Annotated in this window: 13 protein-coding genes; 7 read left to right on the top strand and 6 right to left on the bottom strand. The window is 35.5% G+C overall.

Features of this window, described 5'->3' with window-relative positions:
- The first annotated feature begins 88 nt into the window (after nt 1–88).
- The 7 genes from BLP44_RS18265 (at nt 89) to BLP44_RS18235 (ending at nt 9107) form a co-directional block, all read left to right on the top strand.
- A complete protein-coding gene (locus BLP44_RS18265; protein ID WP_035645078.1) occupies nt 89–856 on the top strand; it encodes an SDR family oxidoreductase in 768 nt (255 codons plus the stop codon).
- A 90-nt stretch (nt 857–946) separates the two neighbouring features.
- Nucleotides 947–1564 carry a TetR/AcrR family transcriptional regulator gene (locus BLP44_RS18260; protein WP_091135011.1) on the top strand — a complete coding sequence of 206 codons (618 nt, stop codon included), beginning with the start codon at nt 947–949 and terminating at the stop codon, nt 1562–1564.
- A 56-nt stretch (nt 1565–1620) separates the two neighbouring features.
- Nucleotides 1621–2952 (top strand): TolC family protein, encoded by a 1332-nt coding sequence (locus BLP44_RS18255; RefSeq protein ID WP_091135009.1) that lies wholly within the window; start codon nt 1621–1623, stop codon nt 2950–2952.
- 11 nt (nt 2953–2963) lie between these two features.
- A complete protein-coding gene (locus BLP44_RS18250; protein WP_091135008.1) occupies nt 2964–4049 on the top strand; it encodes an efflux RND transporter periplasmic adaptor subunit in 1086 nt (361 codons plus the stop codon).
- An 8-nt stretch (nt 4050–4057) separates the two neighbouring features.
- Nucleotides 4058–7108 carry an efflux RND transporter permease subunit gene (locus BLP44_RS18245; RefSeq protein ID WP_091135006.1) on the top strand — a complete coding sequence of 1017 codons (3051 nt, stop codon included), beginning with the start codon at nt 4058–4060 and terminating at the stop codon, nt 7106–7108.
- Between the two features lie 742 nt (nt 7109–7850).
- Nucleotides 7851–8045, top strand: a complete 195-nt coding sequence (locus BLP44_RS18240; protein WP_091135004.1) for a hypothetical protein — start codon at nt 7851–7853, stop codon at nt 8043–8045.
- A gap of 147 nt (nt 8046–8192) precedes the next feature.
- A complete protein-coding gene (locus tag BLP44_RS18235) occupies nt 8193–9107 on the top strand; it encodes a glycoside hydrolase family 16 protein (RefSeq protein ID WP_091135002.1) in 915 nt (304 codons plus the stop codon).
- A gap of 105 nt (nt 9108–9212) precedes the next feature.
- Here BLP44_RS18235 and BLP44_RS18230 read toward each other — a convergent pair whose 3' ends face one another.
- The 6 genes from BLP44_RS18230 to bglX form a co-directional block, all read right to left on the bottom strand.
- On the bottom strand, nt 9213–10601 hold the full coding sequence (locus BLP44_RS18230; protein ID WP_091135000.1) for an endo-1,4-beta-xylanase: 1389 nt from the start codon (nt 10599–10601) through the stop codon (nt 9213–9215).
- Nucleotides 10602–10716: 115 nt separating this feature from the next.
- The gene (locus tag BLP44_RS18225) at nt 10717–11820 is read right to left on the bottom strand and encodes a CIA30 family protein (protein WP_091134998.1); all 1104 of its coding nucleotides are present in this window, start codon (nt 11818–11820) and stop codon (nt 10717–10719) included.
- A gap of 3 nt (nt 11821–11823) precedes the next feature.
- Nucleotides 11824–13350 (bottom strand): RagB/SusD family nutrient uptake outer membrane protein, encoded by a 1527-nt coding sequence (locus BLP44_RS18220; RefSeq protein ID WP_091134995.1) that lies wholly within the window; start codon nt 13348–13350, stop codon nt 11824–11826.
- 58 nt (nt 13351–13408) lie between these two features.
- Entirely contained in the window at nt 13409–16507 is a 3099-nt protein-coding gene (locus BLP44_RS18215; protein WP_091134993.1) for a SusC/RagA family TonB-linked outer membrane protein, read from the bottom strand.
- A gap of 449 nt (nt 16508–16956) precedes the next feature.
- The gene (locus tag BLP44_RS18210) at nt 16957–21081 is read right to left on the bottom strand and encodes a hybrid sensor histidine kinase/response regulator transcription factor (protein WP_091134991.1); all 4125 of its coding nucleotides are present in this window, start codon (nt 21079–21081) and stop codon (nt 16957–16959) included.
- Nucleotides 21082–21322: 241 nt separating this feature from the next.
- Complete coding sequence (gene bglX / locus BLP44_RS18205; RefSeq protein WP_091135291.1) at nt 21323–23602, bottom strand: beta-glucosidase BglX; 2280 nt, start codon at nt 23600–23602, stop codon at nt 21323–21325.
- Between the last annotated feature and the right edge of the window lie 237 nt (nt 23603–23839).

Below are 23839 nucleotides of genomic sequence, written 5' to 3'. Positions count from 1 at the left end.
ATCACTTGCTTTTTGCAAGTAAATATATTTATATTTGCACTTGCATTTTGCAAGCAAATATAGGGATAATAAACTAAATAGAAAAATTATGGAATTAAAAGGTAAGACAATTTTGATTACAGGTGGCTCTGCCGGAATCGGATTAGAGGCTGCAAAACAATTCATTACAGAAGGCGCTAAAGTAATTATTACAGGAAGAGATCAGAAAAAATTAGATCTTGCCAAAAAAATGTATCCATCCATTACGACCATTAAAAGTGATGCGTCCAGCCAGGAAGCCGCGGTTGCTTTGTACAATCAAATTAATGAAATGGGTGGTATCGATATACTTTATAACAATGCCGGAATTATGAATGGCCAGGATAATTTAGGTTTCAGTAATTCAAAACATTTTGAAAAAGCTGCCATAGAAATTAATACTAACTACTTAGGAGTTATTCTCTTAAATGATCTTTTTCTGGATATGCTTAAAAGCAGAAAAGAAGCAGCTATTATCAATACATCATCGATATTGAGTTACACGCCGTCTAATCTTGTACCAACTTATTCAGCATCAAAAGCTGCGGTACGTTTTTATACAGAAGCATTACGAGATCATTTACAGATAATTGGAAGCAGAATAAAAATATTTGAATTATTGCCGCCGTTGGTAAAAACAAATATGTCTGAGGGAATGGAAGGTAAATCGATAACACCAGATGTGCTAATTGATGCTTTAATAAAAGGATTAAAAAACAATACGTACACTATTCGTGTTGGCGATACAAAAGCGATTTATCTGTTAAATAGATTTTTACCAAAGTTAGCTTACAAGTTATTGAATCATAAAGGTATTACGGCCAGATTGCAATCTTAATTTGTATAAAAATATTTAACTGAATAAAAAATGAACAGCGTTCATTTTATTTTATATCTTTGTCCTTAGTAAGCCTTGAATAAAATAAGTATGAGTACAATTGATAGAAAAGCAAAAGAAAAAGAAGCTTTAAAAGCCCTGATATTAAAAGGTGCTAAAAAGCTTTTTGTTGAAAAAGGAATTGAACATACTACCATAAGAAACATTGCTGAAGAAATTAACTACAGTGTAGGTACTGTTTATGTTTATTTTAAAGATAAAAATGATATTCTCCATGATCTTCATACAATAGGTTTTCAGGAATTAGATAGTTATTTTATGGAGTTATATACTATAGAAGATCCGAAGGAAAGATTAAAGAAATTGGGATTTTCCTATATCAAATTTGCCATCGAAAATTCTGAAATGTATGATTTGATGTTTAATCTAAAAGCTCCAATAGAATTCCTGAAAGACTCCGAGAATGAAGATTGGGACGAAGGATGTACAGCATTTGGATTAGTTAAAAAAACTATTGAAGAATGTATTAACAAAGGTTATTTTAAAGGCCATAGTGTAGAGCCGTTGGCATTTATGGTTTGGAGTTTGGTACATGGTATGTGCTGTCTGGAAATTCACCAGAGAATTAAAAATGTAAATTTTACGAATCCCGATACCATTTTGTATGACGGATATAATGAATATTTAAAAATGATAGAAAAGCTTTAAAAATTTTTTTGCCTAAAAAAATGAACAACGTTCAAATAATAAACAACGTACAATAAATGAAAATTAAACTAACTTTTGCAATACTCTGTCTAGGATATTTAGGGTATGCACAGAACAAGCTGGAAACTTATATACAGACCGGTTTAAAAAATAACGAAGTAATCAGACAGCATAATTTTGACATTAATAAAAGCATGTATGCCTTAAAAGAAGCACGAGCTTTATTTTATCCAACAGTTTCCCTAAACGGAAGTTACACCAAGGCAGAAGGCGGAAGGACAATCGATATTCCGATTGGAGATATGCTGAATCCGGTATATAGTACTTTAAATCAGATTACCAATTCTAACGCTTTTCCAATGTTAGAAAATCAGTCGGTCTTGATAAATCCGGATAATTTTTATGATGCTAAAATTCATACCACGATGCCGCTTCTGAATTTTGAAATTATTTATAACAAAAGAATAAAAACCCAGCAGACGACGCTTCAAAAAATAGAACTCGAAATCTACCAAAGAGAGTTAGTAAAGGAAATTAAAATTGCCTATTACAAATACCTGCAGTCGGTTGAAGGAATTAAGATTTATGAAGATGCCCTGGCTTTGGTAAAAGAAAATCAAAGGGTAAATCAGGCTTTATTTAGAAATGAAAAAATAAACCGGACTGCCGTTTTACGAAGCGATAATGAGGTAATCCGCATTCAGGCCAATTTAGAAACCGCCAGACAAACCAGCAATAATGCCAGATCGTATTTTAATTTTTTATTGAATCAAAAACTTGATGCCGCAATAGAAACTGATGAGAGTGAAGTACCCCCAATAGAAGTACTTTCAGAAAATACCCAAAATAGAGAAGAGTTACAAAAGCTCACTCAGGCAAAAGAAATAAACGAGAATGTAAGCAAGTTGACCAGCTCATACTGGCTGCCAAAAGTAAATGGCTTTGCCGATTTCGGAATTCAGGATTTTGATTTTGAAGCAGATAAAAACTCACGCTATTATTTTGCCGGAGTGGGGCTGGAGTGGAATATTTTTTCGGGAAACAAAAACAAATGGAAGCTGAAACAAGTTGAAGAAGACAGTAAAAAAATCATTTCACAAACTGATAATGTAAAACAGCAGTTACTGCTTCAGTTTCAGGTTTCACAGAACAATCTAAAATCGGCTTTAGAGCAATTTTATGCTGATAAAAATCAAAAACAGTCGGCCAAAAAGTACAATGACGACATTACTAAGTTGTATAAAGAAGGTCAGGCGATTTATATAGAACTGCTTGATGCACAGAACCAATGGGTGAATGCGCAGCTTAACACTAATATTTCGCTTTATAACTCCTGGATTGCTTTTGCAGAATTAGAAAGAGCCAACGCCACTTTTACTTTTAACTAAAAACAAAAAACATGAAATTAACGATTCACAAATATCTAAAAAAACATATCGCAGTCTCCAAAAAAGGGTTGGGTTTATTGCTTGCTTTAACGCTTTTTTACGCCTGTAAAGAAGAAAAAAAGGAAAATTCGCCCTTTGAAAGCACAGATGTTATCCCTATTAAAACAGCTCCGGTCGAATCTTTTGCTCTTAACAATACCATAAGCGCATCAGGTTTAGTAACAACAGAAAATCAGGCCAATTACGGATTTAAAATAGGAGGGATCATCAGTCGTATTTATGTTGAAGAAGGCCAGTTTTTTAAGAAAGGCCAGCTTCTGGCATCATTAGACGAAACAGAGATTAATGCAGGATTGAACCAAACAGATTTAAATCTAAAAAAGTACGAGCGTGATTATAAACGAGCTAGTAATTTGTACAAAGACAGTGTGTATACATTAGAACAGCTTCAGAATACCAAAACGGGTCTTGACATTGCTAAAAAGCAGAAAGATGCAGTGGCTTTTAATGCACGTTATTCTAAAATTTATGCTGCTGCAGATGGTTTTGTTTCGAAAAAAATAGCAAACGAAGGAGAAGTAGTTGGCGCAGGATCGCCAATTCTGGCTATAAATGAAACCAGCCAAAACAATAATTATCTGCTAAAAGTGGGATTGACAGACAAAGAATGGGCCGCGGTAAAAGTAGGGCAGAAAGCCACTGTAACGCTTGACGGTTATCCTGATGAAAAATTCGATGCCTTTATTTTTAGAAAATCGCAGGCGGCAGATGCGGCATTGGGCTCCTTTCAAGTCGAATTAAAAATGAGCCTTAAAAAAAGTAAACCAGCGGTGGGAATGTTTGGAAAAGCCGAAATAAAGGCAGAACAATCAGAAGATTTCATCATCATTCCGTACAATTCGCTTATTGAAGCTGACGGAAACAAAGCGTTTGTTTTTATTGTGGAAAACAACAAAGTAAAACGCCAACCGGTGACCATTAATAAATTTGAGAACAATAAAGTATTCATAAAAGAAGGTCTTCAGAAAACAGATCAGATTGTGATCTCCAACAGTGCTTATCTCAACGAACAATCAACTATCAAGATCATTAAATAATCAGTATCATGAAAATAACAAACTTTGCTGTTAAAAATTATCAGTTTACGCTGATTATATTTCTGCTGATTGCTGTGGTGGGGTATCTTACGCTGTTTACCATGCCTAGAGCGGAAGATCCTTCAACGCATCCACCGCAATATTTAATTACGGTAATCTATCCCGGGACAAGTCCAAAGGATATGGAGGAGCAGGTTGTAAAACCAATCGAGAATAAAATTTACGGACTCGAAAACATCGAAAAAATATTAACCACAGTAGAAGACGGTGTTGCAGCTTTTCAGGTAAAATTTAAATACGGAGTAGATGTTGATAATAAATATCAGGAGATTTCTACGGAAATGAATGCTCTTAAAAACAGCGAACTTCCAAAAGATATTTATCAGATAAAAACCGAAAAAATTGCTTCTTCTGATGTGAAAATCCTTCAGATAGCGTTGGTTTCAGAAAATGCATCAGACAAAAAACTTCGTGATGAAGCGGATAAACTTAAATCTAAAATTGAGAAAATTACCAATCTGAAAGATGTAAAATATGCTGGAATTCCCGAGCAGGAAATTCGTATTGATTTACAGCTGGAAAAGTTGGCCCAATTAAAAATTCCGTTAAATGTAGTCATGGCAAGCCTGCAGAGCGAAGCGGCCGATATTCCAGGAGGAAGCATTGATTTAGGCAGTAAAGTATTTAATGTAAAAACCAGTGGTAAATTTAAAAATGCGGACGATGTATCCAATACAGTAATCTACAATGCTAACGGTAAAATAATCTATATGAAAGATGTAGCCGAAGTAGGCTACAAGTCGCAGGTTGTCGATCATATTACCCGCATTAACGGACACCGATGTGTACTGGTTACAGCTGGTATGAAAGATAATGTAAACATTACAGATGTGCAGAAAGAATTCCTGCCAATTGTTGATGAATTTTCTAAAGAATTACCGTCAAACATCAAATTAGTAAAAAACTTCGATCAGGCGAATATGGTATCGCAGCGTTTGGGACATTTAGGTTTTGATTTTACCCTTGCCATTGTTTTGGTAATCGTTACGTTGCTTCCATTAGGCTTAAGAGCTTCGGGAATTGTGATGATTTCTATTCCATTATCCCTCGCATTAGGATTAATTGCAATGAATGCTTTTGGCTTTTCTTTAAATCAGTTAAGTATCGTAGGTCTGGTAGTAGCGTTGGGATTATTGGTGGATGACAGTATTGTGGTAGTCGAAAACATAGAGCGATGGCTGCGAGAAGGACATTCTAAAATGGATGCAGTTCTTAAAGGAACCAAACAAATTGGAATTGCCGTAGTAGGCTGTACAGCAACACTTATTATTGCGTTTCTACCGCTGACTTTCCTGCCGGATGTCTCGGGAGAATTTATCAGAAGTCTTCCAATGGCAGTTATTACCAGTGTACTAGCATCGATGATTGTCGCTTTGACTTTGGTGCCGTTTTTAGGAAGCCGATTTTTAAAAACGCACGATCATGCGGGAGGGAATATTTTTCTACAGTATCTGCAAAAATTCCTGACCAGAGCGTACCGTGATATTATGCCTAAAGCCTTAAAATATCCGAGAACTACTATTGCTATTTCTATAGTTTTGAGCATCACAGCTTTTGGATTGTTTAAAGTAACGGGTTTTAAATTATTCCCAACTTCAGAAAAACCAATGTTCCTTATCAATATAAAAATGCCGCTACAGGCCAATATTACAGAAAGTGACCGTGTGACCAAAATTGTAGAAGCAGAGCTTAAAAATCATAAAGAAATTGTGTATTACACTTCAAATGTTGGTAAAGGAAATCCGCAGATTTATTATAATGTGCATCCGCAGGATAGAAAACCAGATTTTGCACAGATTTTTGTCCAGCTCGAAGATGAAGCTAAACCATCAGAGAAAACAGCTTTGATTGAAGAACTTCGAAATAAATTTAAAACGATGCCTTATGCAAAAGTGGAGGTAAAAGATTTTGAACAAGGAACACCTTTAGAAGCTAATATTGTCGTAAGATTATTTGGTGAAGATCAGGAAGTGTTACGTAAGCTTTCTTCACAGGTAGAAACTATTCTTAGAAATCAAGAAGGCACGGTGTATATTAACAATGAACTGAATACGTATAAAACAGATCTTAAAGTTAAAATCAATAAAGAAAAAGCCAGAACATTGGGAGTACTGACAAGCGATGTAGATAAGGTAATCCGTCTTTCGGTAGCAGGATTAACGGTCGGCGATTATATAGATGATAGGGGAGATGCCAGAAATGTTACACTGACATTGCCCCGAGATAAATTTTCGAACCTTGATGCTTTGAAAAACCTGTATGTAAATAACCTTCAGGGCATACCGATTGCACTGAACCAGATTGCTGAAATTTCGTTTGAAACTTCTCCAACTGCAATTAATCATTTTAATAAATCACGCTTTTCAAAAGTAAGCGCTTTATCAGCAAAAGGGTATTATGCCAATGATTTATTGACGCACATTGTTCCAAAACTGGATCAATTGAAAATGCCAAAAGGATATTATTACAAATTATCGGGTGAGAAAGAATCGGAAGGCGATGCGCTGGGTGGTAACTTTTTGGCAGTAATTATTTTGAGTACCTTTTTGTTTGTTGCAGTTTTACTGCTGCAGTTTAAAACTTTTAAAGGAATTATTATTGTATTATCTATCATACCGCTGGGGATTTTAGGCGGTGTTTTATTGTTGCTTCTTAATGGAAGCCCTATGTCTTTGGTTGCTATAATCGGTTTTATAGGTCTTTCGGGAATTCAGGTAAAGAATTCTTTGCTGCTGGTAGATTTCACCAATCAGTTAAGGCAGGAAGGACATTCGATCGATGAAGCTATTTCAATTGCAGGAGAAACGCGTTTTCTGCCTGTAGTACTGACTTCAATTACTGCAATTTGTGGTTTAATTCCGATTGCATTAAACTCAAATCCTTTGATCGCACCATTGGCAATTGTGTTAATTGGCGGTTTAATCAGTTCTACAATATTATCACGAATTGTAACGCCCGTGATGTATAAATTGATCCCTCCTAGTATTGAAAAGATGTAAGAAGAGAGAAAAGATTTTTTTAAAATTATGATTATTTTTAAAGCCGGCAGCGTGTTTTAGACTGCTGGCTTTTTTTCTTGAAAAAGATTGATAAGGGAAGACAGGAAATTATCAAATTTTGAAAATGTAAAACTTAATTTCAGCTCTGTTCTTGGTGTTCGAATCCTGTTAAGTTATCGAACGCTAAAATTTAAATTTATCTTGTTTTTCATATAAATAATGTTTTTCTGAAGTTTGTTTATTTATGAAGAAAATAAAGCAAAAACGAGTCAAACTCATTTATTGATAAGGGTTAAATAAAAAAATGGCGCCAATTGTCTTCAATTGGCGCCATTTGGCTTTGTGACCTCGACGGGACAAATTACAACATCATTTTTGGATGATTTGAAGAAATTGGCTTTCTATATGTAGTGTCTGTCTTTCCATGGCTTTGCAAATTTGGTTTAGATGTCCTGTTGGGGATTGATGCAAAAATTATAAAACTCAAGTTGCTCAAGCCATTAAACTAAAATGCAATTTTACAAATATTATGGAGGATTTAAAAAGATTGTTAGCTCTATGGATATTTTTATATGATTTAGGTTTTGTGGCACAAAAGTAATCCCTTTCTTGGATTATTATCCAGAAAAGATGAAGTTTTAGTGTTGAATATTAAAAGCCGAACTGCTTTTGTGGTTAATAAATCGACAGGTAAGGCTTATGAAGTTTTTTAATGGAATTGATAATTTAGGTATCTCCAGTGATGGGTAACGGGTTAATAGTGTCTGGAGCATGGCAGGGACAAGTGTTTTGCATTGATTCAAAAGAAAATAAAAAACTCATTATTGATTTGGGAAAAGAAAAGATTGCTGCCGCAGATATTGAATATATCGCAGAAAAAAAGCTATTGATAGTGCCAACTTTAAATAAGAATGTAATCGGATATCATTTGGAGTAAAATTATTCTTATTGCAAGCTGTATCTCACACAACAGTGAAAATACAACATATATGGCATTAACTGCCTCAAATGTGGCATTCTGTTTTTTTATATAAAGTTACTTTTAGTCCTTAATAGAAACTAAATAATAACTAAAGAACATTTCATGAAAAAATTAAGTCAGGTTGCCTTAATGCTAACATGTGCTGTTGGATTTTCTTCTTGTTTTGAAAATTCAGGCACAGAGAAAAAACAGGATGAGATAAATGTAAACACGAAGACTAATAAAACCGCAGGATCTGATTGGATAAAACAATTTGAAGACACTTTTGAGACAGATATTTCGCTTTCAAAGTGGACAAAAGTGCAACGTACCGACTATAATTCTAAATATTGCGATTACAAAAGTTCGGTGCCTTCAGTGCAATCTAGAGACGGAAAAGGATGCCTAGAAATTAAAACAACTAAGCTCAGCGCAACCAAATACCAGTCAGGACTTGTGAAGTCGCTTTATGAGTACACGCCTGAAAATAATACCGAATACAGATTGTCTGCCACGATAAAATTGTTGGCAATGGATGGGGCCAATTATAAGTCATTTACGCAAACATATGGCGCATGGCCGGCCTTCTGGACAGTTCAAGAAAATGGATGGCCTACACATGGCGAAATTGATATTATGGAAGGCTATTCTTTTGCTCCAAATGCTTCCCGATTTGCCTCTAATCTTTTTTACGGGACAGCTGTAGGGGTAAATCAATTGGGAAATCTGGCAGAAAGGCAATATCCTGGAAGTTTTAATATTGATGGAAACAATGGATGGCATTTATATGAATGTTTTATAAGAATGAAAGATAATGTGATAACCATAACAATAAAAATTGATGACACTATTGTTGCAATTTACGCAAACAGCAGCGTATCAAAACTAAATTTGAATAATTTCAAAAAGCATAATATTGTTTTAAATATGAATATCGGGTCAAATGACTCCAGTTTTATAAATCCTGATAAAATAAATTTGTTTACAACTGCAATCATGTGGGTAGATCAAGTTTCGGCCTATAAAAGAGCGCTATAATAACTCTGCCGTTTTTCATATTGTTGCTAATAAAAAACACCACTCATAACGGAGTGGTGTTTTTTTTGGCAGATGTCTGCCGATCTAATTCAAATTTGTTTTGCTTTAATCTAAACCTTCTAAAAATCCGGTGTGCGAGCTTTTAACCGCAAAATTAGAATCGTACAATAAAGGCCAGTCATTGCCAGGGTGATTCAGTTCAGTGCTGAACGGAATCCATGATTCATTATCTCTCATTCCCCAAATTGTCAAAGCGTATTTATTTGCCGCTGGAAGAGCATTATAGAGTTGCACCATCTCTTTATATTTTGCTTTTTGAGCCAATCTTCTTTCATTTGTAAAAGTCGAAATATCATTAAACTGGTTTACTTGTATATCCAATTCCGAAACATGAATTTTTAAGCCTTTTGCTACTGCTTTGTTAAGATCTGCTTCTATTTGTGCTTTAGTTGGGCTTAAATAGGTATTGTGCATTTGAAAACCTACACCGTCAACAACTTTAGCAGCTTTTAGATCATCCAGTAAACTAAAAACCTTGTCTTGTTTTGCTGTATTAGTTGAGGTAGCGTAATCATTATAGAATAATAATAAAGAAGCATCACCAGCAGCAATTGCGGCATTTCTAGCCCATTGAAAACAGTCTTTCACATAATTAGGCCCCATTCGCTGCAAGAAAATAGTATTTCTCATGGCACCACTGTCATCTACAGCTTCGTTAACCACATCCCAAGATTTAACTTTGCCTGCATAATGTGTTACTACATCTGTAATGTATTTTTTTACTTCTGCAGCAAATTCGGCATTTGTGCCAGAAAAATCTTTTAGCCACTGCGGCACTGCATTATGCCAAACCAAAGCATGGCCGTGCACATTGATGTTATTGGCATTTCCGTAAGCCACAATTTTATCGGCTACAGTCCAGTTGTAAACACCGCTTGCAGTTGAGATCTGATCCATTTTCATTTCGTATTCAGCAGAAATGCTGCTGAATTCATTTTTCAAAATAACATCATAAGGACTTCCGTTTATCAATTGTGAAGCCTTTATCGCCATACCAACAAAAAACGGATTGGCTAGTTTATTTACTTTTACCTTTAAAAAAGTGGGATCTTCAGGAATACCGCTTGAGCCTGTTGTAACAACACTAATTACATTTGAATAATCTGAAATCTGAGTTTCGTTTTTAGCTCTCACTCTGTAATAATATTGCGTTCCTCCAGTTAAACCTACTACGACTTCGTTTAAGTCAGTTACAGTTTTTGCATTATAATTTGGCAGAATAGAGGTGAAATTTTCGTCGGTAGAAACATCTAAAAGATAACTTTTAGAATAGGAAACATAATTCCACTTTGCTTTAAAACCATGATCATTTACATCTTTTGGAGCATTGGCAACTGGCGTTTCTAGAGTTTCAACAGTTTCGTTATCGTCTTTCGAGCATGCATTTAAAAAAAAGACGAGGCTGGCCAGCATTAATAAAAATTTACTTTTCATACTGTTTGTATTATGGACATTCTTTTTGAAAAGAATATTCTTGTTTATGATTGTTTTTTCGATTTAATATAAGAGGCTGTTTTTAGGTCACAGCCTCTTTAAATTAAATTTCAGATTATTGGTAACGTATTTTTATATTGTCAAATTTAATGGCGCTAGGGTTAGGGGTATCACCCTGAGCAATTCCAACTTTAATTTCGTTGATTTTAGATGGATTTAAATTTGCAGCTGTATTTGATCCAAAACCGTAATTGTCTTTAAAATCAGCAATTGATATAGTTTTTGTAGTCCAGTTTACATCTGTAATTTTAAAATTATAGCCATAATTTACTCCGTCAATAGTATTTAACTGGATTGCAAATTGTGCACCCACAACATTTGCACTTACGTCAATATCAATATAAGCTTTTGTGGCGTCTGTATTAGAAGCGCTTAAGAAACTAGCTCCTCCGCCGCCACTGCTGCCGTTGTAGCCATTGGCAATAGAACCGGCCCAAACCAGTGTGGTGTAATTTCCTGTTGGCCCGCCAGAAGTACTAGTATTAAAGCTTTCTACATCGCCATAAGATGTCCAATCTTTTCTAAGACCATTTCCGTCAAAATCAGATACTAGAATAATTGTTGCAAAATCAATTGTCTTTTTTGCTGTTCCTCCAGGTGTAGTAATGGCAAGTTCTGATCCAGAAACTGCATTTGCAGGTAAACCGATAATAATTGAAGAAGACGATTTTACTGTATAACTTACCGCTTTTCCTGCTAGGGTAATTGAGGAAATATTATAAAACCAAGTGCCTTCAATTTCTAACGGAAATCCTGGAGTTGCAACGGCAGGAGTGGTTTTGGTAATTGTTGGAACAGGCTGTAAAATCTCGATGTTTTTAGTCACAGAACCCGACGCCGTTGTAAAGGTAATAGGCTGTACTCCAAATCTGCTTCCTAGTTTTTCATCAAAAGGAATAGTGAAAATAAACGATTTGTCTGAATTGTAATTAGGATTAAAAGCAATATTAATAGTATTATCGAGTGTAATCTTTTTTAGTCCCGTTAAACCTTCTCCTTCAACTCTTACTTTATTGTTTGGAAAGGCCTGATTTAGTAAATCTCCCGGTTCGGCAACCATTGCATCTATGTTTGCGCTAGTTGCATCATCATTCTGGCAGGCTGTAAAAGAAACCAGCGCAAAAAGTAGTAGAATGCTATATTTTATTGTATTGATCATAGTTTAGTTATTAAAGTTAAAAGGAACCGGAGCTTCTAATAATGATGGATTGGTATCTATGGCAGACTGAGGCAATGGAAGTTCAAAATAATTGCTGCCAGGCGTTATTTTTCTTGAAACCAGTTCTGTTCTGGCATCATCAGAATAAAAGCCTACTTCCTGTTGCGAGATAATCGCAGTTGCTTCAGCCAGACCGCGGCGTTTTAAATCGAAGAAATATTGGCCTTCCAAAGCAAATTCAATTCTTCTTTCATTAAAAAGCTCATCTCTTGTAAGTACTGTTTTAATTGGCAATCCTGCTCTTTTTCTTACTTCGTTAAAAGAACTTAAAGCCGCTGCTGAAGTAGTGGAAGGTGCTCCAGCCATAATTGCCTCAGAATTCATCAATAAAATATCGGAATATCTTAAAATAATCGTGTTTTGAGAAGTTCTCATAAAGAACACATCGTTTCTTTCTGCAGCAGATCCTACTATATATTTTCTAAAATTAGCCGCCGTAGAAGAGTATATTTTTTTATAGGTAAAACCGCCTTGACTTTTTAATAATTCAGGGTAAAAATCGCCATCCGTCATGATCGTGCTTTTCTTTCTGATATCTTTTGGCTCAAATCCATTTTGCAGAGAAATAGAAGGAAGGTAAACTCCCCATCCGTCACCACCGCCTGTAATTCCTGTGCCTCCTGGAACAATATACGCCTGATTGGTGTTTTGCGTTCCCCATTCTGTAGCAATAGCTTTCCATTGAAGAGCAAACATGCTTTCTGCACTGTTATTATTTTCTGGACTGCTAAACAGATTTCCGTATTCTTGAATTAAAGTATACTGATTTCCGATAATTTTCTGGGTTAAAGCAGCACATTCAGCATATTCATTTAAAGTCAGATGCACTTTGGCTAAAATTCCCATTGCGGCATATTTAGTCACGTAACCTTTCTTTAATCCTTTTTCCGGTAAATTTTCTGCCGCGTATTCTAAATCCTGCTTGATGAATTTGTAAACATCTTCAACAAGATTTCTTTTTGGCTGTGCTGCCGATCCCGCTTTATTAATGATAGGCACGGCTCCGAAAGTTCTAACCAAATAGAAATAGGCATTAGCCCTCATGAATCTTGATATGGCAATAGCATTTTTATAAGAAGCCTCAGGAAGTTCGTTTTTTCTGGCTTCAACCAGACTCATTAAGTTATTAGACTGGTCGATAACCGAAAACAAGGCTACATATCCTTCTGTAAGAATCGGATTTTGAGATGTTACCTGAGCATCTTTAAACTGTGCATAAGCACCATCAAAGGTAAAAGCGTTTCCAGCGTACATATCTCCTACGGCAATAAGGAATTTGTCGTTAAAGGCAAACCAAGGCTTAAAGTACAAGCTCTCGGCGATTCCGTCAAAAGCGGTAACGCCTTCAGGCAGATCGCTTGGCGTTAATTGATTTTCAGATGGTGCATTCAAAAACTCATCTGAGCAGGAAAATAAAGACAGCAATGGTATAAGCATTCCCATCAAAAAAAGTTTAAAAAGTTTTTTCATAACTATATTTTTATGTTAATAACTGCAAGTCATTAAGTTGGATGTGTTTTTATAAAGCTTAGAATTCTAAATTTACCCCTATAGAAGTTATTCTTGGCACAGGATAACGCCCTAAGTCTATACCGCTCAGTGTTATATTCTGGTCTAGGTTTCCAAGAGCTGGATCAAATCCGGTATATTTTGTAAACGTGTACAAGTTTTGAACGTTTGCATACAATCTTACTTTAGATATAATGGAATTGTCGAAAATCTTATTTGTCAGATCGTAGCTTAAAGAAACATTCTGGATTCTTAAATAAGAACCGTCTTCAACAAATCTGTTCGAAATTCTTCCATTGCCATTTGGATCATTAAGCGTAATTCTAGGAACATCGGTATTTTCATTCACTCCAGGTTCAAAAGCCTGCATGGCCTGTGTGCTTACGTTTCCAAATCGGTCTCCAAAACCAGGATAAATGCCATCAATATAATGGCGCGTAAAGTTGTAGATCTTGTTGCCTTGGCTTCCTGTTAAAGAAACCGAAAAATTGAAGTTTTTGTATCTCAGGTTATTCGTAATAGCGTAGGTAAAATCAGGAATGGCATCTCCTATGGCTGTCTGGTCTTTACTGTCTATTTTTCCGTCACCATTAAGATCTTTAAATCGAATGTCTCCCACGCCTGTTCCTGCTTCTTGAATTGGTCCAGCTGCCAGTTCTGCGGCATTTTTAAACAAGCCATCTGTTACATAGCCATAAAATTGTCCTACTGGCTGTCCTTCGGTAGTTCTGGTAACATTGTATAAATCAAACTGCACTTTTCCCAACAATGATTTGCCCTGACCTTGAAAACGAGTCAATTCATTATTGTATTTTGAAAAAATGATCGTTGTATCCCAGTTAAAATTTTCTGTAACGATATTTCTTGTATTTAAAGTGAGCTCAATCCCTTTGGTTACAATTTCACCTGTATTCAAATAATAATTAAGCGCACTTTGATTGGATTCATCGTTGATTTGTTTGGTCAAGAAATCTGAAGAATTTTTAATGTAATAATCAAAATCTAATTTTACTCTGTTGTTAAGCATTGCCAGTTCAAAACCAGTATTGAAAGATTTAAGAGATTCCCATTTTATGTCTGGATTTCCTAAATTATCGATCGTTGGCGAAACCCCACCAAATGGCGATGCTAGTAGCGATAAAATAGTTTGGTATCTGTTTGCCGGAATGTTTTGATTTCCTACAAGACCGTATCCAGCTTTTAATTTCAGATAATTGATGCTTTTTGACAAAGGCTCAAAGAATTTTTCGTTGCTCACTGTCCATCCTCCTGAAAATGAAGGAAAATATCCCCATTTGTGGTTTGGTCCAAAGTTAGACGAAGCATCTGCTCTTAAGGAAGCAGAAAAAGAGTATCGGTCAGAAAAACTGTAATTTAATCTTGAAATATACGATGTCATAGACCAGCGTCCAGAACCGTTTCCGTTTAGGGCAGTGGCAATATCACCGATATTAAGATTGGTGAAATCTTTATTTAGGAAATCGCCTGTTCTGTAACCGCTTAAATATTCATAATAGCTTTCCTGTGCTTCCTGGCCTAGTAAAAAAGTAAAATTATGTTTCTCGTTTAGCGTTTTGTTATATGTCAAATAGTTTTTGATATTCCAGTAATAGCTCTGATCTTGCTGTTTGAACGATTTATTTAAAAGTTCAGTTACGTTTCCTAAAGTATATTTAGGCACAAAAGTGCTGTTTTTTGAGAAATTCAAATCGTATCCTAATTCTGATCGGAAAACCAATCCTTTTAAAATAGTAAAATCAGCAAATAGATTTCCATTGATTTTGAATCTTTCTGTAGTGGCATTATTGTATTCAGATAAGGCAATCGGGTTAGTGGCTTCATTTGCCGATGATCCCAAACCAGATGTTGGTCCCGCATAAGAACCATCTGCAGCTCTAACTGGTAACTCAGGAGACTGTCTTAAGGCATTCATAACCAATCCTCCTCTGTCATCATTTCTTACCACTTGCTGAGATGATTTGCTTATCGACAGATTGTTACCAATTTTAAGCCAAGATTTTATATTAGAATCTACATTTAAACGCATTGCTAATCTGTTGAAATCTGAGTTTAAAACAATACCTTCCTGATCAAAATAATTTAAAGAAGTGTAAAAGCGTGTTCCATCTTTTTCTCCAGAGAAAGAAAGCTGGTGATTGTACATGGTTGCCGTTCTGAAAAGTTCATCTTGCCAATTTGTACCATTTCCAAGCAAATTAGGTTTTTGATACTGATAAGGAACAGGCTCACCATTTAACTTGTAGATTTTTGCCTGATAAGCCGCATATTGGGGCAGGTTTAAAACATCAACCGTATTGTTTATTTGTTGTGTCCCTAAGTAGGTTTCGTATGTAAATTTAGATTTTCCCTTTTTTCCTTTTTTAGTAGTAATCAAAACCACTCCATTTGCACCGCTTGATCCATATATCGCTGTTGCAGAAGCGTCTTTTAAGATATCGATTGTTTCTATATCTGAAATATTCAATCCAGACAAAGCAGAATTTTTAGTCTGTCCGTTTCCTCCGCCTAGAGCGCTAAACGAAAAGGAATCATTGTTCTTGTCTGCAAAAACAGGTGTTCCGTCGATCACATATAAAGGCTCATTCCCGTTAATAGAGGTAATTCCTCGAATCTGAACCGAGATTCCCCCACCTGGAGTACCGGAGTTCTGCGTAACATTCACACCTGCGGCTTTACCCACAAGAGCCTGATCAATGGAAATAAAAGGCTTATCCTGAATTTCAGAAGCTTTAATAGAAGATACTGCACCATTTATGTCTTTTCTTTTTGATGTCCCGTATCCGATAACCACCACTTCGTTTAGTTTTTCGAGGTCGCTCACCATCACCACCTGCATATTCGGTTTAGCTTCAAGGATTAAATTTTTGTATCCTATATAAGTGAAAAGCAGCATTGCTTTTGGTTCAATATTATTCAATACGAATGTACCGTCAAAATCCGTGACTGTTCCATTTTTGGTTCCCTGTACTATTACACTAACGCCTGGAAGACTGTTTCCTCCCGATGTTACTTTACCTTTAACAGTTTGAGCGAAGAAAAAATTTCCCCACAAGCATACTATTAAGCACAATAGTCTTTTCAATGTTTTTTTCTGCATAAAGTTTGGTTGTTTAGTTTAAATTGAAATAATTAGTAATTCGTTAAGTTTTAAGAAAACATTTTAAAAATTGGATCTTTTGCCAGATAATTATTAGAAGTTTGGACAGCAGAACTTTTTCTTAAATATTTCTTAACGAAAGTAGATTCTAGAGGAGTTGCATTGTAGAACAGATGATGCATATTCTGCAACAGATGATGCAAAAAAAACGTCTAAACCCCTATAATGGGTAAAATAACACCCTAAATGCATTATTACCTGTGCTGAGATATTGCTAATTTTTTTACCTAAAAAATATTGTTTGTTTAAAATATTAAGGGTTTAATTTTTATATACTGATTTTCAGTTGAAAATTAAAAGCTTAGATTTTGAAAAAAATCACTGACAAAAAAAAAGCTTCGGTTTAAACCGAAGCTCTCTGCCATTTGATGTTTAATATGGATATTTTGCTATTCTTTCGTTCTTTTTTCCTGAGTGGGCAAATGGCCATATTTGATTTTATAGCATTTGGCAAAATAGGAGGGAGAAGTAAAACCAACTTTGAAGCTTATTTCGTTGATATTATTATTGCCTTGTTCAATCAGCTGTTTTGCTTTTTCTAATCGTACATTTCGGATAAATTCATTGACAGAAACACCTGTTAAGGTTTTTATTTTTCGATAGAGCTGGCTTCTGCTTAAAAAGATTTTAGAAGAAAGGAGTTCGACAGTTAATTCAGGTTCGCTGATGTTCTCATTAATGAAATGTAGAATTTTCTGAATGAAATCATTATCAAGCGACGTTGTTTTTTCTTTTCCTTGTTTAGTGATGCCACTGTAAAATTTCTTAAACATAATCTGTCTGCTAGTGATAAGCTGCGCCAGACTCGATTTTAGAATATCCAGTTCAAATGGTTTGCTTAAATACATGTCAGCGCCAGAATCGATGCCTTCCAGTCGGTCTTTCACCATTGCTTTGGCGGAAAGCATCAATAAAGGAATATGGCTTGTTTTTAAATCGCCTTTTATTTTCTTGCACAGTTCAAGTCCGTCCATGACTGGCATAATGACATCGGTTATGATTAAATCAGGCAATTTCTGTACAGCAAGATCGTAACCTTTTTGGCCGTTTTCTGCTGTAATTACTTTGTATGACTTGCTAAGTTCCTCTTTTAAATAGTTTCTCAGTTCTGTATTGTCTTCTACAATTAAAATGGTATATGCTTTTTGAGTTTCTGTCTCAGAATTATATTCTATTTCATTTTGAACAGGTTCAGATAAAAGTTCGTTTTTGTGCTCTATTTTATATTTCTGATCAATAATCTCACTTCCTTTATATAGCGAGCTTCCTAGTGGAAAAGTTATTTTAAAGCTTGTGCCTTGCCCAAGTTGGCTTTCAACTTCAATTTTTCCTTTATGAAGTTCGACAAATTCCTTTACAACCTCCAAGCCAATGCCTGTGCTTCCGTAGTATTCCTTATTGAGATTATTGACTTGGTAAAAACGGTCAAAAATTTTGTTTAAATCTTTTTTTCGTATTCCCGAACCTGTATCTGCAATGGTTATTGAAAATGATGGCACTTTATTTCCGTCGATAATCAATTCATTTTCGGTCTCTGATGTGTTTATGGAAATATGAATCGAACCATTATCAGGCGTAAATTTAAATGCATTCGAAATAATATTAAACAGTATTTTTTCCAGCATTTTGGGATCCAGCCAATCTTCGAGCTCGTCTACAGGCGATTCAAAATTAACAGCAATGTTTCGAGCAGAAGCTTCTTCATAAAAGTAGCCTATAACGGCTTCTGTAAACGATACAACTTCAACTTTCTTGGCTTGAAGCGAAATTTTATTAAACTCTAATTTATTAAAGTCCATAAGCTCATTAATTAGTCTAGAGAGCCTATCAGAGCTTTTGTGCACTATTTTTAGTTTGTTGTATATCTCTGGAGATATTTTTTTACTTTTTAAAATGTCTTCTAGTGGGTTGATAATCAGTGTTAAAGGAGTTCTGAATTCATGTGAGATATTGGTGAAAAACTGCAGTTTTTTATTGTTTAATTTCTCCAATTGAATGTTCTTTTCCTTTTCCAGAATGATAGCCTGTTTCGCTTTGAAACGGTTTTGATAGATCTTGTTAAGATACAGGATCAGGAAAATTAAAATAGAAGAATAGATTAAATAAGCCCAAATGGTTTTCCACCACGGAGGAAGCACTTTTATTTTCAGTTCTAATTGATTGCCGCTCCAAGTGCCGTCCGCGTTGGCCGATTTTACTTTAAAGGTATAGTTTCCCGGCGCCAGATTGGTATAGGTTGCTGTTCTGTTATTTCCTACATAGTTCCAGTCTTTTTCAAAACCTTCGAGATAATAGGCGTATTGGTTTTTCTTAGAATAATTATAATTGATTCCCACATATTCGATTGTAAAAACAGACTGCGTGTAATTAAGTGTAATTTCTTTAGTCTGCGAAATTACTTTGCTTAATGGCGAGCCCTCTTCATTTGGCTTTACTGATTTATTGAATAATTTAAAATCACTGAAATAAAGGCGTGGGGCTTTTTCAGCTTTTTTAATTTCGTTTGGATTAAAATAATTTACTCCTTCATAACCTCCAAAATAAAGTTCTCCGTTCCCGTCTTTATAAACAGCATTGTTGTTAAAATCGTTATCAATAAGACCATCATCTTTATTAAAGTTGGTGCTTTTTCGGTTTTTAAGATCAAGTTTTGTAAGCCCAGATCCGCCGCTTAGCCATAAAGCGCCATTATTGTCTGAAATTATAGCACGAATTGATTTTTCGTCAAATCCAGGAAAATCATCATAATTGGAGAATGTCTTGTTTTTTTTATTGTAGCTAAACAGCCCTTGAGTATCTGTTCCTATCCAAATTGTTTTATCATTAGATTCATAAATAGATAAAATAATCTGAATGCTATTGTTTTTATTAATGCCGCCAAACATGGCATCTCGCATTTTTGTTACTTTAAATCCAGACTCGTCCTTTATATTGATCTGATATAATCCTAAGATAGTGCCGACCCACAAAACATTATCAGAATCCACAAAAACTTTACGGATAAAAGCATTATCTAAACCGTTTTTAACAAATGGCTCAGAATCGCAATGCACAAATGTGTTGTTTTTATTATCAAAATAATGCAGTCCTTTTATAAAAGTTCCGATCCAGATTCTGCCTTTTGAATCTTCTGAAAAACTAAAAATTCGATTTGATTTTAATCCAGGTGTATTTGCTGTATTATAGTTGACAAATCTGGAAGTTCCGTTTTTTAAAAAGTAGATGCCGCGGTCCCAGCTTCCAAGCCAGATGTTTTGCCTGCTGTCTATAAAAATGACTTGAATATCGACAGCATCTAAACCAGAGTAGTAACTTTGATTTGTTTTATTTACATGAATAAAGCTTTTATTGGCAAGGTTATATATGTCAAGTCCGCCTCCTTCGTTACTGATAAGCAGGTTTCCTTTTTTGTCTTTTGCAACCGAAGTGACATAACTTGTCTGTAGGGAATTTTCATTGTTAGCAAGCGATTCAAGAGAATTGAATTTATTATTTGGCTTGTCAAAAACGCCAAGTCCCTTATTGAAATATCCTAGCCACAATCTTTTTTCTCTGTCCTCGTACAAGGACCAAACCGAATTGGATTTTAAGCTGGCACTATTGTACTTGCTGTGCAGGTATTTTTTCAGCACTTCTCCCTTATAGTTCACAACCAGTAATCCGTCATTTTCAGTGCCGCAGACAATGTAACCCAAACTGCTTTGTACGATTGATAGGATCTTATTTTTGGTAATGGCATAGTTTTCAAACTGATAATTATCTGTTTCAGGCTTGATTTTTATGAGTCCGTTTTCGGTTGTGCCCATCCATAGGTATCCAAATTTATCTATAACAAGACTTTCAATGTCGTTAGTTAGAGGTTCTCGTTTAAATTTGTCTTTATAAACCTGTTTGGCTTTTCCATTGGTGTCAATTTCTAAAAGTCCGTAACTGGTTCCTAAATAAATAATTCCCTGTTTGTTTTTAACCGAAGATTTTATCAGAAAATTGGGCTTGTCCAGCACTTTTGAATGCACCAGAGAAGCTTTTAGAGTTTTTATGTTAAGTTTGAATAATCCAAAACCGTAAGCGCCTAAGTATAGATTGCCATTATTGTCTTCAATAATTGTTTTTATCGTAATAGGCTGCGTGTATCCCTGTGTTATGGCATCTTCAATATTGATTCGGGTAAAGTTGTCCAAATCTCTGTTATATAAGCATAAACCCTGATCGGTGCCCACCCAAAGATTATTTTTGGAATCGATAAACGTCGAATAAATAAAGTTGCTGTTTACCGAGCCGGGTTTGTTATCGTATTTATATCCGAAATAATTTACGCCATCGTATCTATACAGACCAGCACCACTTGTACCAATCCATATAAAATCATTTTTATCCTGAATGATAGAAGAAACAGCTCGTTTTGATGCAGTTTCTTGTATGCTCCTAAACTGGTAGCTGTCAAATTTGCCTTGCGAAAACAGCGGGTTTGCAATGCTTAAAAAGAATAAAAGGATATAAGTTGTCTTTTTCATTTAGATGTAACAGTATGCATTATCCGGTTTATTTAAGTGGATTTTTCAGGATATGGGTAACAATATTAATAAAACTAATTTGAACACTTATTTTTTTTTATTCAAATCTGTCTTATTGCCAAAATCCTGAGTACGATTATGAACCTTATTAAGGAATTATCGTACTCAGGATATAAAAAAATAAAAGATATTCGATTCTTGTTAAGACAGAATAATCCTTTTGGGCTTTATTTTTGTGATTTTATTTTAGCTCAAATTTACTGTTAAGGCCATTATTAGAATTCCAGCCCACCATAATATTAAATTGGCCAGATTCAACTAAAAATTTACCGTTGTTGTCGTAGAATCCAAGTTCATTATTTGTCAATGTGAATTGAACTGTTTTGGTTTCTCCCTTTTTTAATTCGACAAGCTCAAAACCTTTTAATTCTTTTACAGGTCTTGCAATGCTGGCAACAGGATCATTTATATAAAGCTGGACGATTTCTTTCCCATCAAAATTACCTGTATTGGTCACATCAACAGAAACTTCTATTTTTTCTCCTTTTTGGAAAGAAGCTTTTGAAATCTTCAGGTTTTTATAGTCAAAAGAAGTATAGCTTAATCCGTAACCGAATGGGTATAAAGGAGTTTTTTCGACATCAGAATAGTGCGACCAGAAAACATTATTGTCTTTGTCTGTAGGTCTTCCCGTATTGTACAGATTGTAATAGATAGGGCATTGGCCTACTTTTCTTGGAAAAGACATTGGCAGCTTGCCACTCGGATTATAGTCTCCGTACAAAACCTGCGCAATCGCATTTCCAGATTGTGTTCCTAGTTGCCAAGCTTCAACAATAGCAGGAATATGTTCTGCCGCCCAAGGTATAGACAAAGGACGTCCGTTGTTTAAGACTAAAACAATATTTGGGTTTACTTTATAAATTTCCTCCAATAGTTGCTGCTGATTGCCTGGCAGCCCTAATTCTGTTCTGCTGCGCGCTTCACCGCTTTGAAAACCTATTTCGCCTAGTACCATTACCACAATTTCGGCCTCTTTCGCCGCTTTTTTTGCCGCTTCAAATCCAGAAAAGTCAGTGGTATTGACTTTTACTTCGTCTAAAAAGGATTGTTTGTTGGTAGCAACATCAGTCCCTTTTTCATAAACTAATGCGCTGTTTTTATATTGCTGCATTCCTTCCAGAACCGATACCGCAGTATTATCATCTGCGGCAATTCTCCAGCTGCCCAGAGGACTATTTTTATCATTGGCCAAAGCGCCGATTAAAGCAATTTTAGCGCCTGACTTTTTTAAAGGCAGAATATTTTTATCGTTTTTTAATAGCACAATCGATTTTTTGGCCATATCCAGAACATCGTCGTTGTTTGCCTTGCTGCCTATATTTGATTTTTCGCGAGCTTCATCACAATATTTATATGGGTCGTCAAAAAGACCTAGTTCAAATTTCACGCGAAGGATTCTGCGCACGGCATCATCAATCACGCTTTCTTTTACCGATCCCTTTTTTACCAGTTTAGCCAGTTCTGTAACATATATATTCGATTCCATATCCATATCAGAACCTGCGAGAGCCGCTTTTTTAGCCGCATCCGCACCATCTGCTGCGTAGCCGTGAGTAATCATTTCGGCTATTGAAGCCCAATCAGAAACCACGAATCCTTTAAATCCCCATTCGCCTTTTAGAATATCTCTCTGTAAAAAAACATTTCCAGTCGCGGGAATTCCGTTTAAGGTATTAAATGAATTCATAAAAGTGCGGATTCCTGCATCGCTTGCCGCTTTAAAAGGAGGCAGCACCGTATTGTACAATTTAGAATTGCTCATATCTACGCTGTTGTAATCTCGGCCTGCTTCTACAAAACCATAACCGGCAAAATGTTTTGCACAGGCAATGATTTTAGTATGGTCAAAACGCTCGCCTTGAAAACCTTTAACTCTTGCTTTGGCAATTTTACTTCCCAAATAAGGATCTTCACCGGCGCCTTCCATAACTCTTCCCCATCTAGCATCATTTGAGATATCTACATTAGGTGCAAAAGTCCAATTTAATCCAGATGCAGAAGCTTCCAAAGCGGCTACGCTAGCCGAATTTTTAATGGCTTCCAAATCCCAGCTGGCAGCTTCCGCCAACGGAATAGGGCTTAAGGTTTTGTAGCCGTGTATGACATCAAAACCAAAAAGAAGCGGTATTCCAAGACGGGTTTCTTCAACAGCAATTTTTTGCACGGCTCTTACTTCTTTTACGCCTCGAACGGTTAGCATAGAGCCTACCCATCCTTTTTTTAAGTTATTATATTTTTCTTCATTAGAGCCGGATTCTGGTTTAGGTCCAGTAACATCCCATGAACCGTTATACTGATTCATTTGGCCAACCTTTTCTTCCAATGTCATTTCTTTCATCAAAAGGGAAATTCTCTCTTCTATCGGTTTGGTTGGGTCAAGATATTTTTTTGTCTGTCCGTAATTGGTTCCATAAACAATCAGCAGTAAAAATGCATATCGTTTAATTTGCTTTTTCATCATTGTGGTTTTAATTTTATTATTGAGATTAAATAAGGTTTCTTTCTAATGCTGTTTTTCTGTGCAGTTTATATTCAATGCCAAAAAATCATTTTAGATGGCATGGACAGAAAATTAAAGGCTGTAAATGTACTTTTAGCGAAGAATTCTCAATAATAAATTTGAAGCATTATGTGCGACAAATGATGTATTTTCAGCCTTTGCGATAAGCAAAAACAAAAAATAAGCGGCATTAGA

The sequence above is a fragment of the Flavobacterium anhuiense genome (genome assembly GCF_900101855.1).
Lineage (GTDB): Bacteria > Bacteroidota > Bacteroidia > Flavobacteriales > Flavobacteriaceae > Flavobacterium > Flavobacterium anhuiense.
Note: the sequence above shows the minus strand (reverse complement) of the source record. Positions and strands in the feature narration are given on the sequence as shown.

Excerpts from the sequence above, each read along its gene's own strand:
- BLP44_RS18210 (WP_091134991.1), bottom strand. The coding sequence starts at position 21,081 with ATGAAAAAGACAACTTATATCCTTTTATTCTTTTTAAGCATTGCAAAC.
- BLP44_RS18255 (WP_091135009.1), top strand. The coding sequence starts at position 1,621 with ATGAAAATTAAACTAACTTTTGCAATACTCTGTCTAGGATATTTAGGG.
- BLP44_RS18240 (WP_091135004.1), top strand. The coding sequence starts at position 7,851 with ATGGGTAACGGGTTAATAGTGTCTGGAGCATGGCAGGGACAAGTGTTT.
- BLP44_RS18215 (WP_091134993.1), bottom strand. The coding sequence starts at position 16,507 with ATGCAGAAAAAAACATTGAAAAGACTATTGTGCTTAATAGTATGCTTG.
- BLP44_RS18260 (WP_091135011.1), top strand. The coding sequence starts at position 947 with ATGAGTACAATTGATAGAAAAGCAAAAGAAAAAGAAGCTTTAAAAGCC.
- BLP44_RS18220 (WP_091134995.1), bottom strand. The coding sequence starts at position 13,350 with ATGAAAAAACTTTTTAAACTTTTTTTGATGGGAATGCTTATACCATTG.
- bglX (WP_091135291.1), bottom strand. The coding sequence starts at position 23,602 with ATGAAAAAGCAAATTAAACGATATGCATTTTTACTGCTGATTGTTTAT.
- BLP44_RS18225 (WP_091134998.1), bottom strand. The coding sequence starts at position 11,820 with ATGATCAATACAATAAAATATAGCATTCTACTACTTTTTGCGCTGGTT.
- BLP44_RS18245 (WP_091135006.1), top strand. The coding sequence starts at position 4,058 with ATGAAAATAACAAACTTTGCTGTTAAAAATTATCAGTTTACGCTGATT.
- BLP44_RS18250 (WP_091135008.1), top strand. The coding sequence starts at position 2,964 with ATGAAATTAACGATTCACAAATATCTAAAAAAACATATCGCAGTCTCC.
- BLP44_RS18235 (WP_091135002.1), top strand. The coding sequence starts at position 8,193 with ATGAAAAAATTAAGTCAGGTTGCCTTAATGCTAACATGTGCTGTTGGA.
- BLP44_RS18230 (WP_091135000.1), bottom strand. The coding sequence starts at position 10,601 with ATGAAAAGTAAATTTTTATTAATGCTGGCCAGCCTCGTCTTTTTTTTA.
- BLP44_RS18265 (WP_035645078.1), top strand. The coding sequence starts at position 89 with ATGGAATTAAAAGGTAAGACAATTTTGATTACAGGTGGCTCTGCCGGA.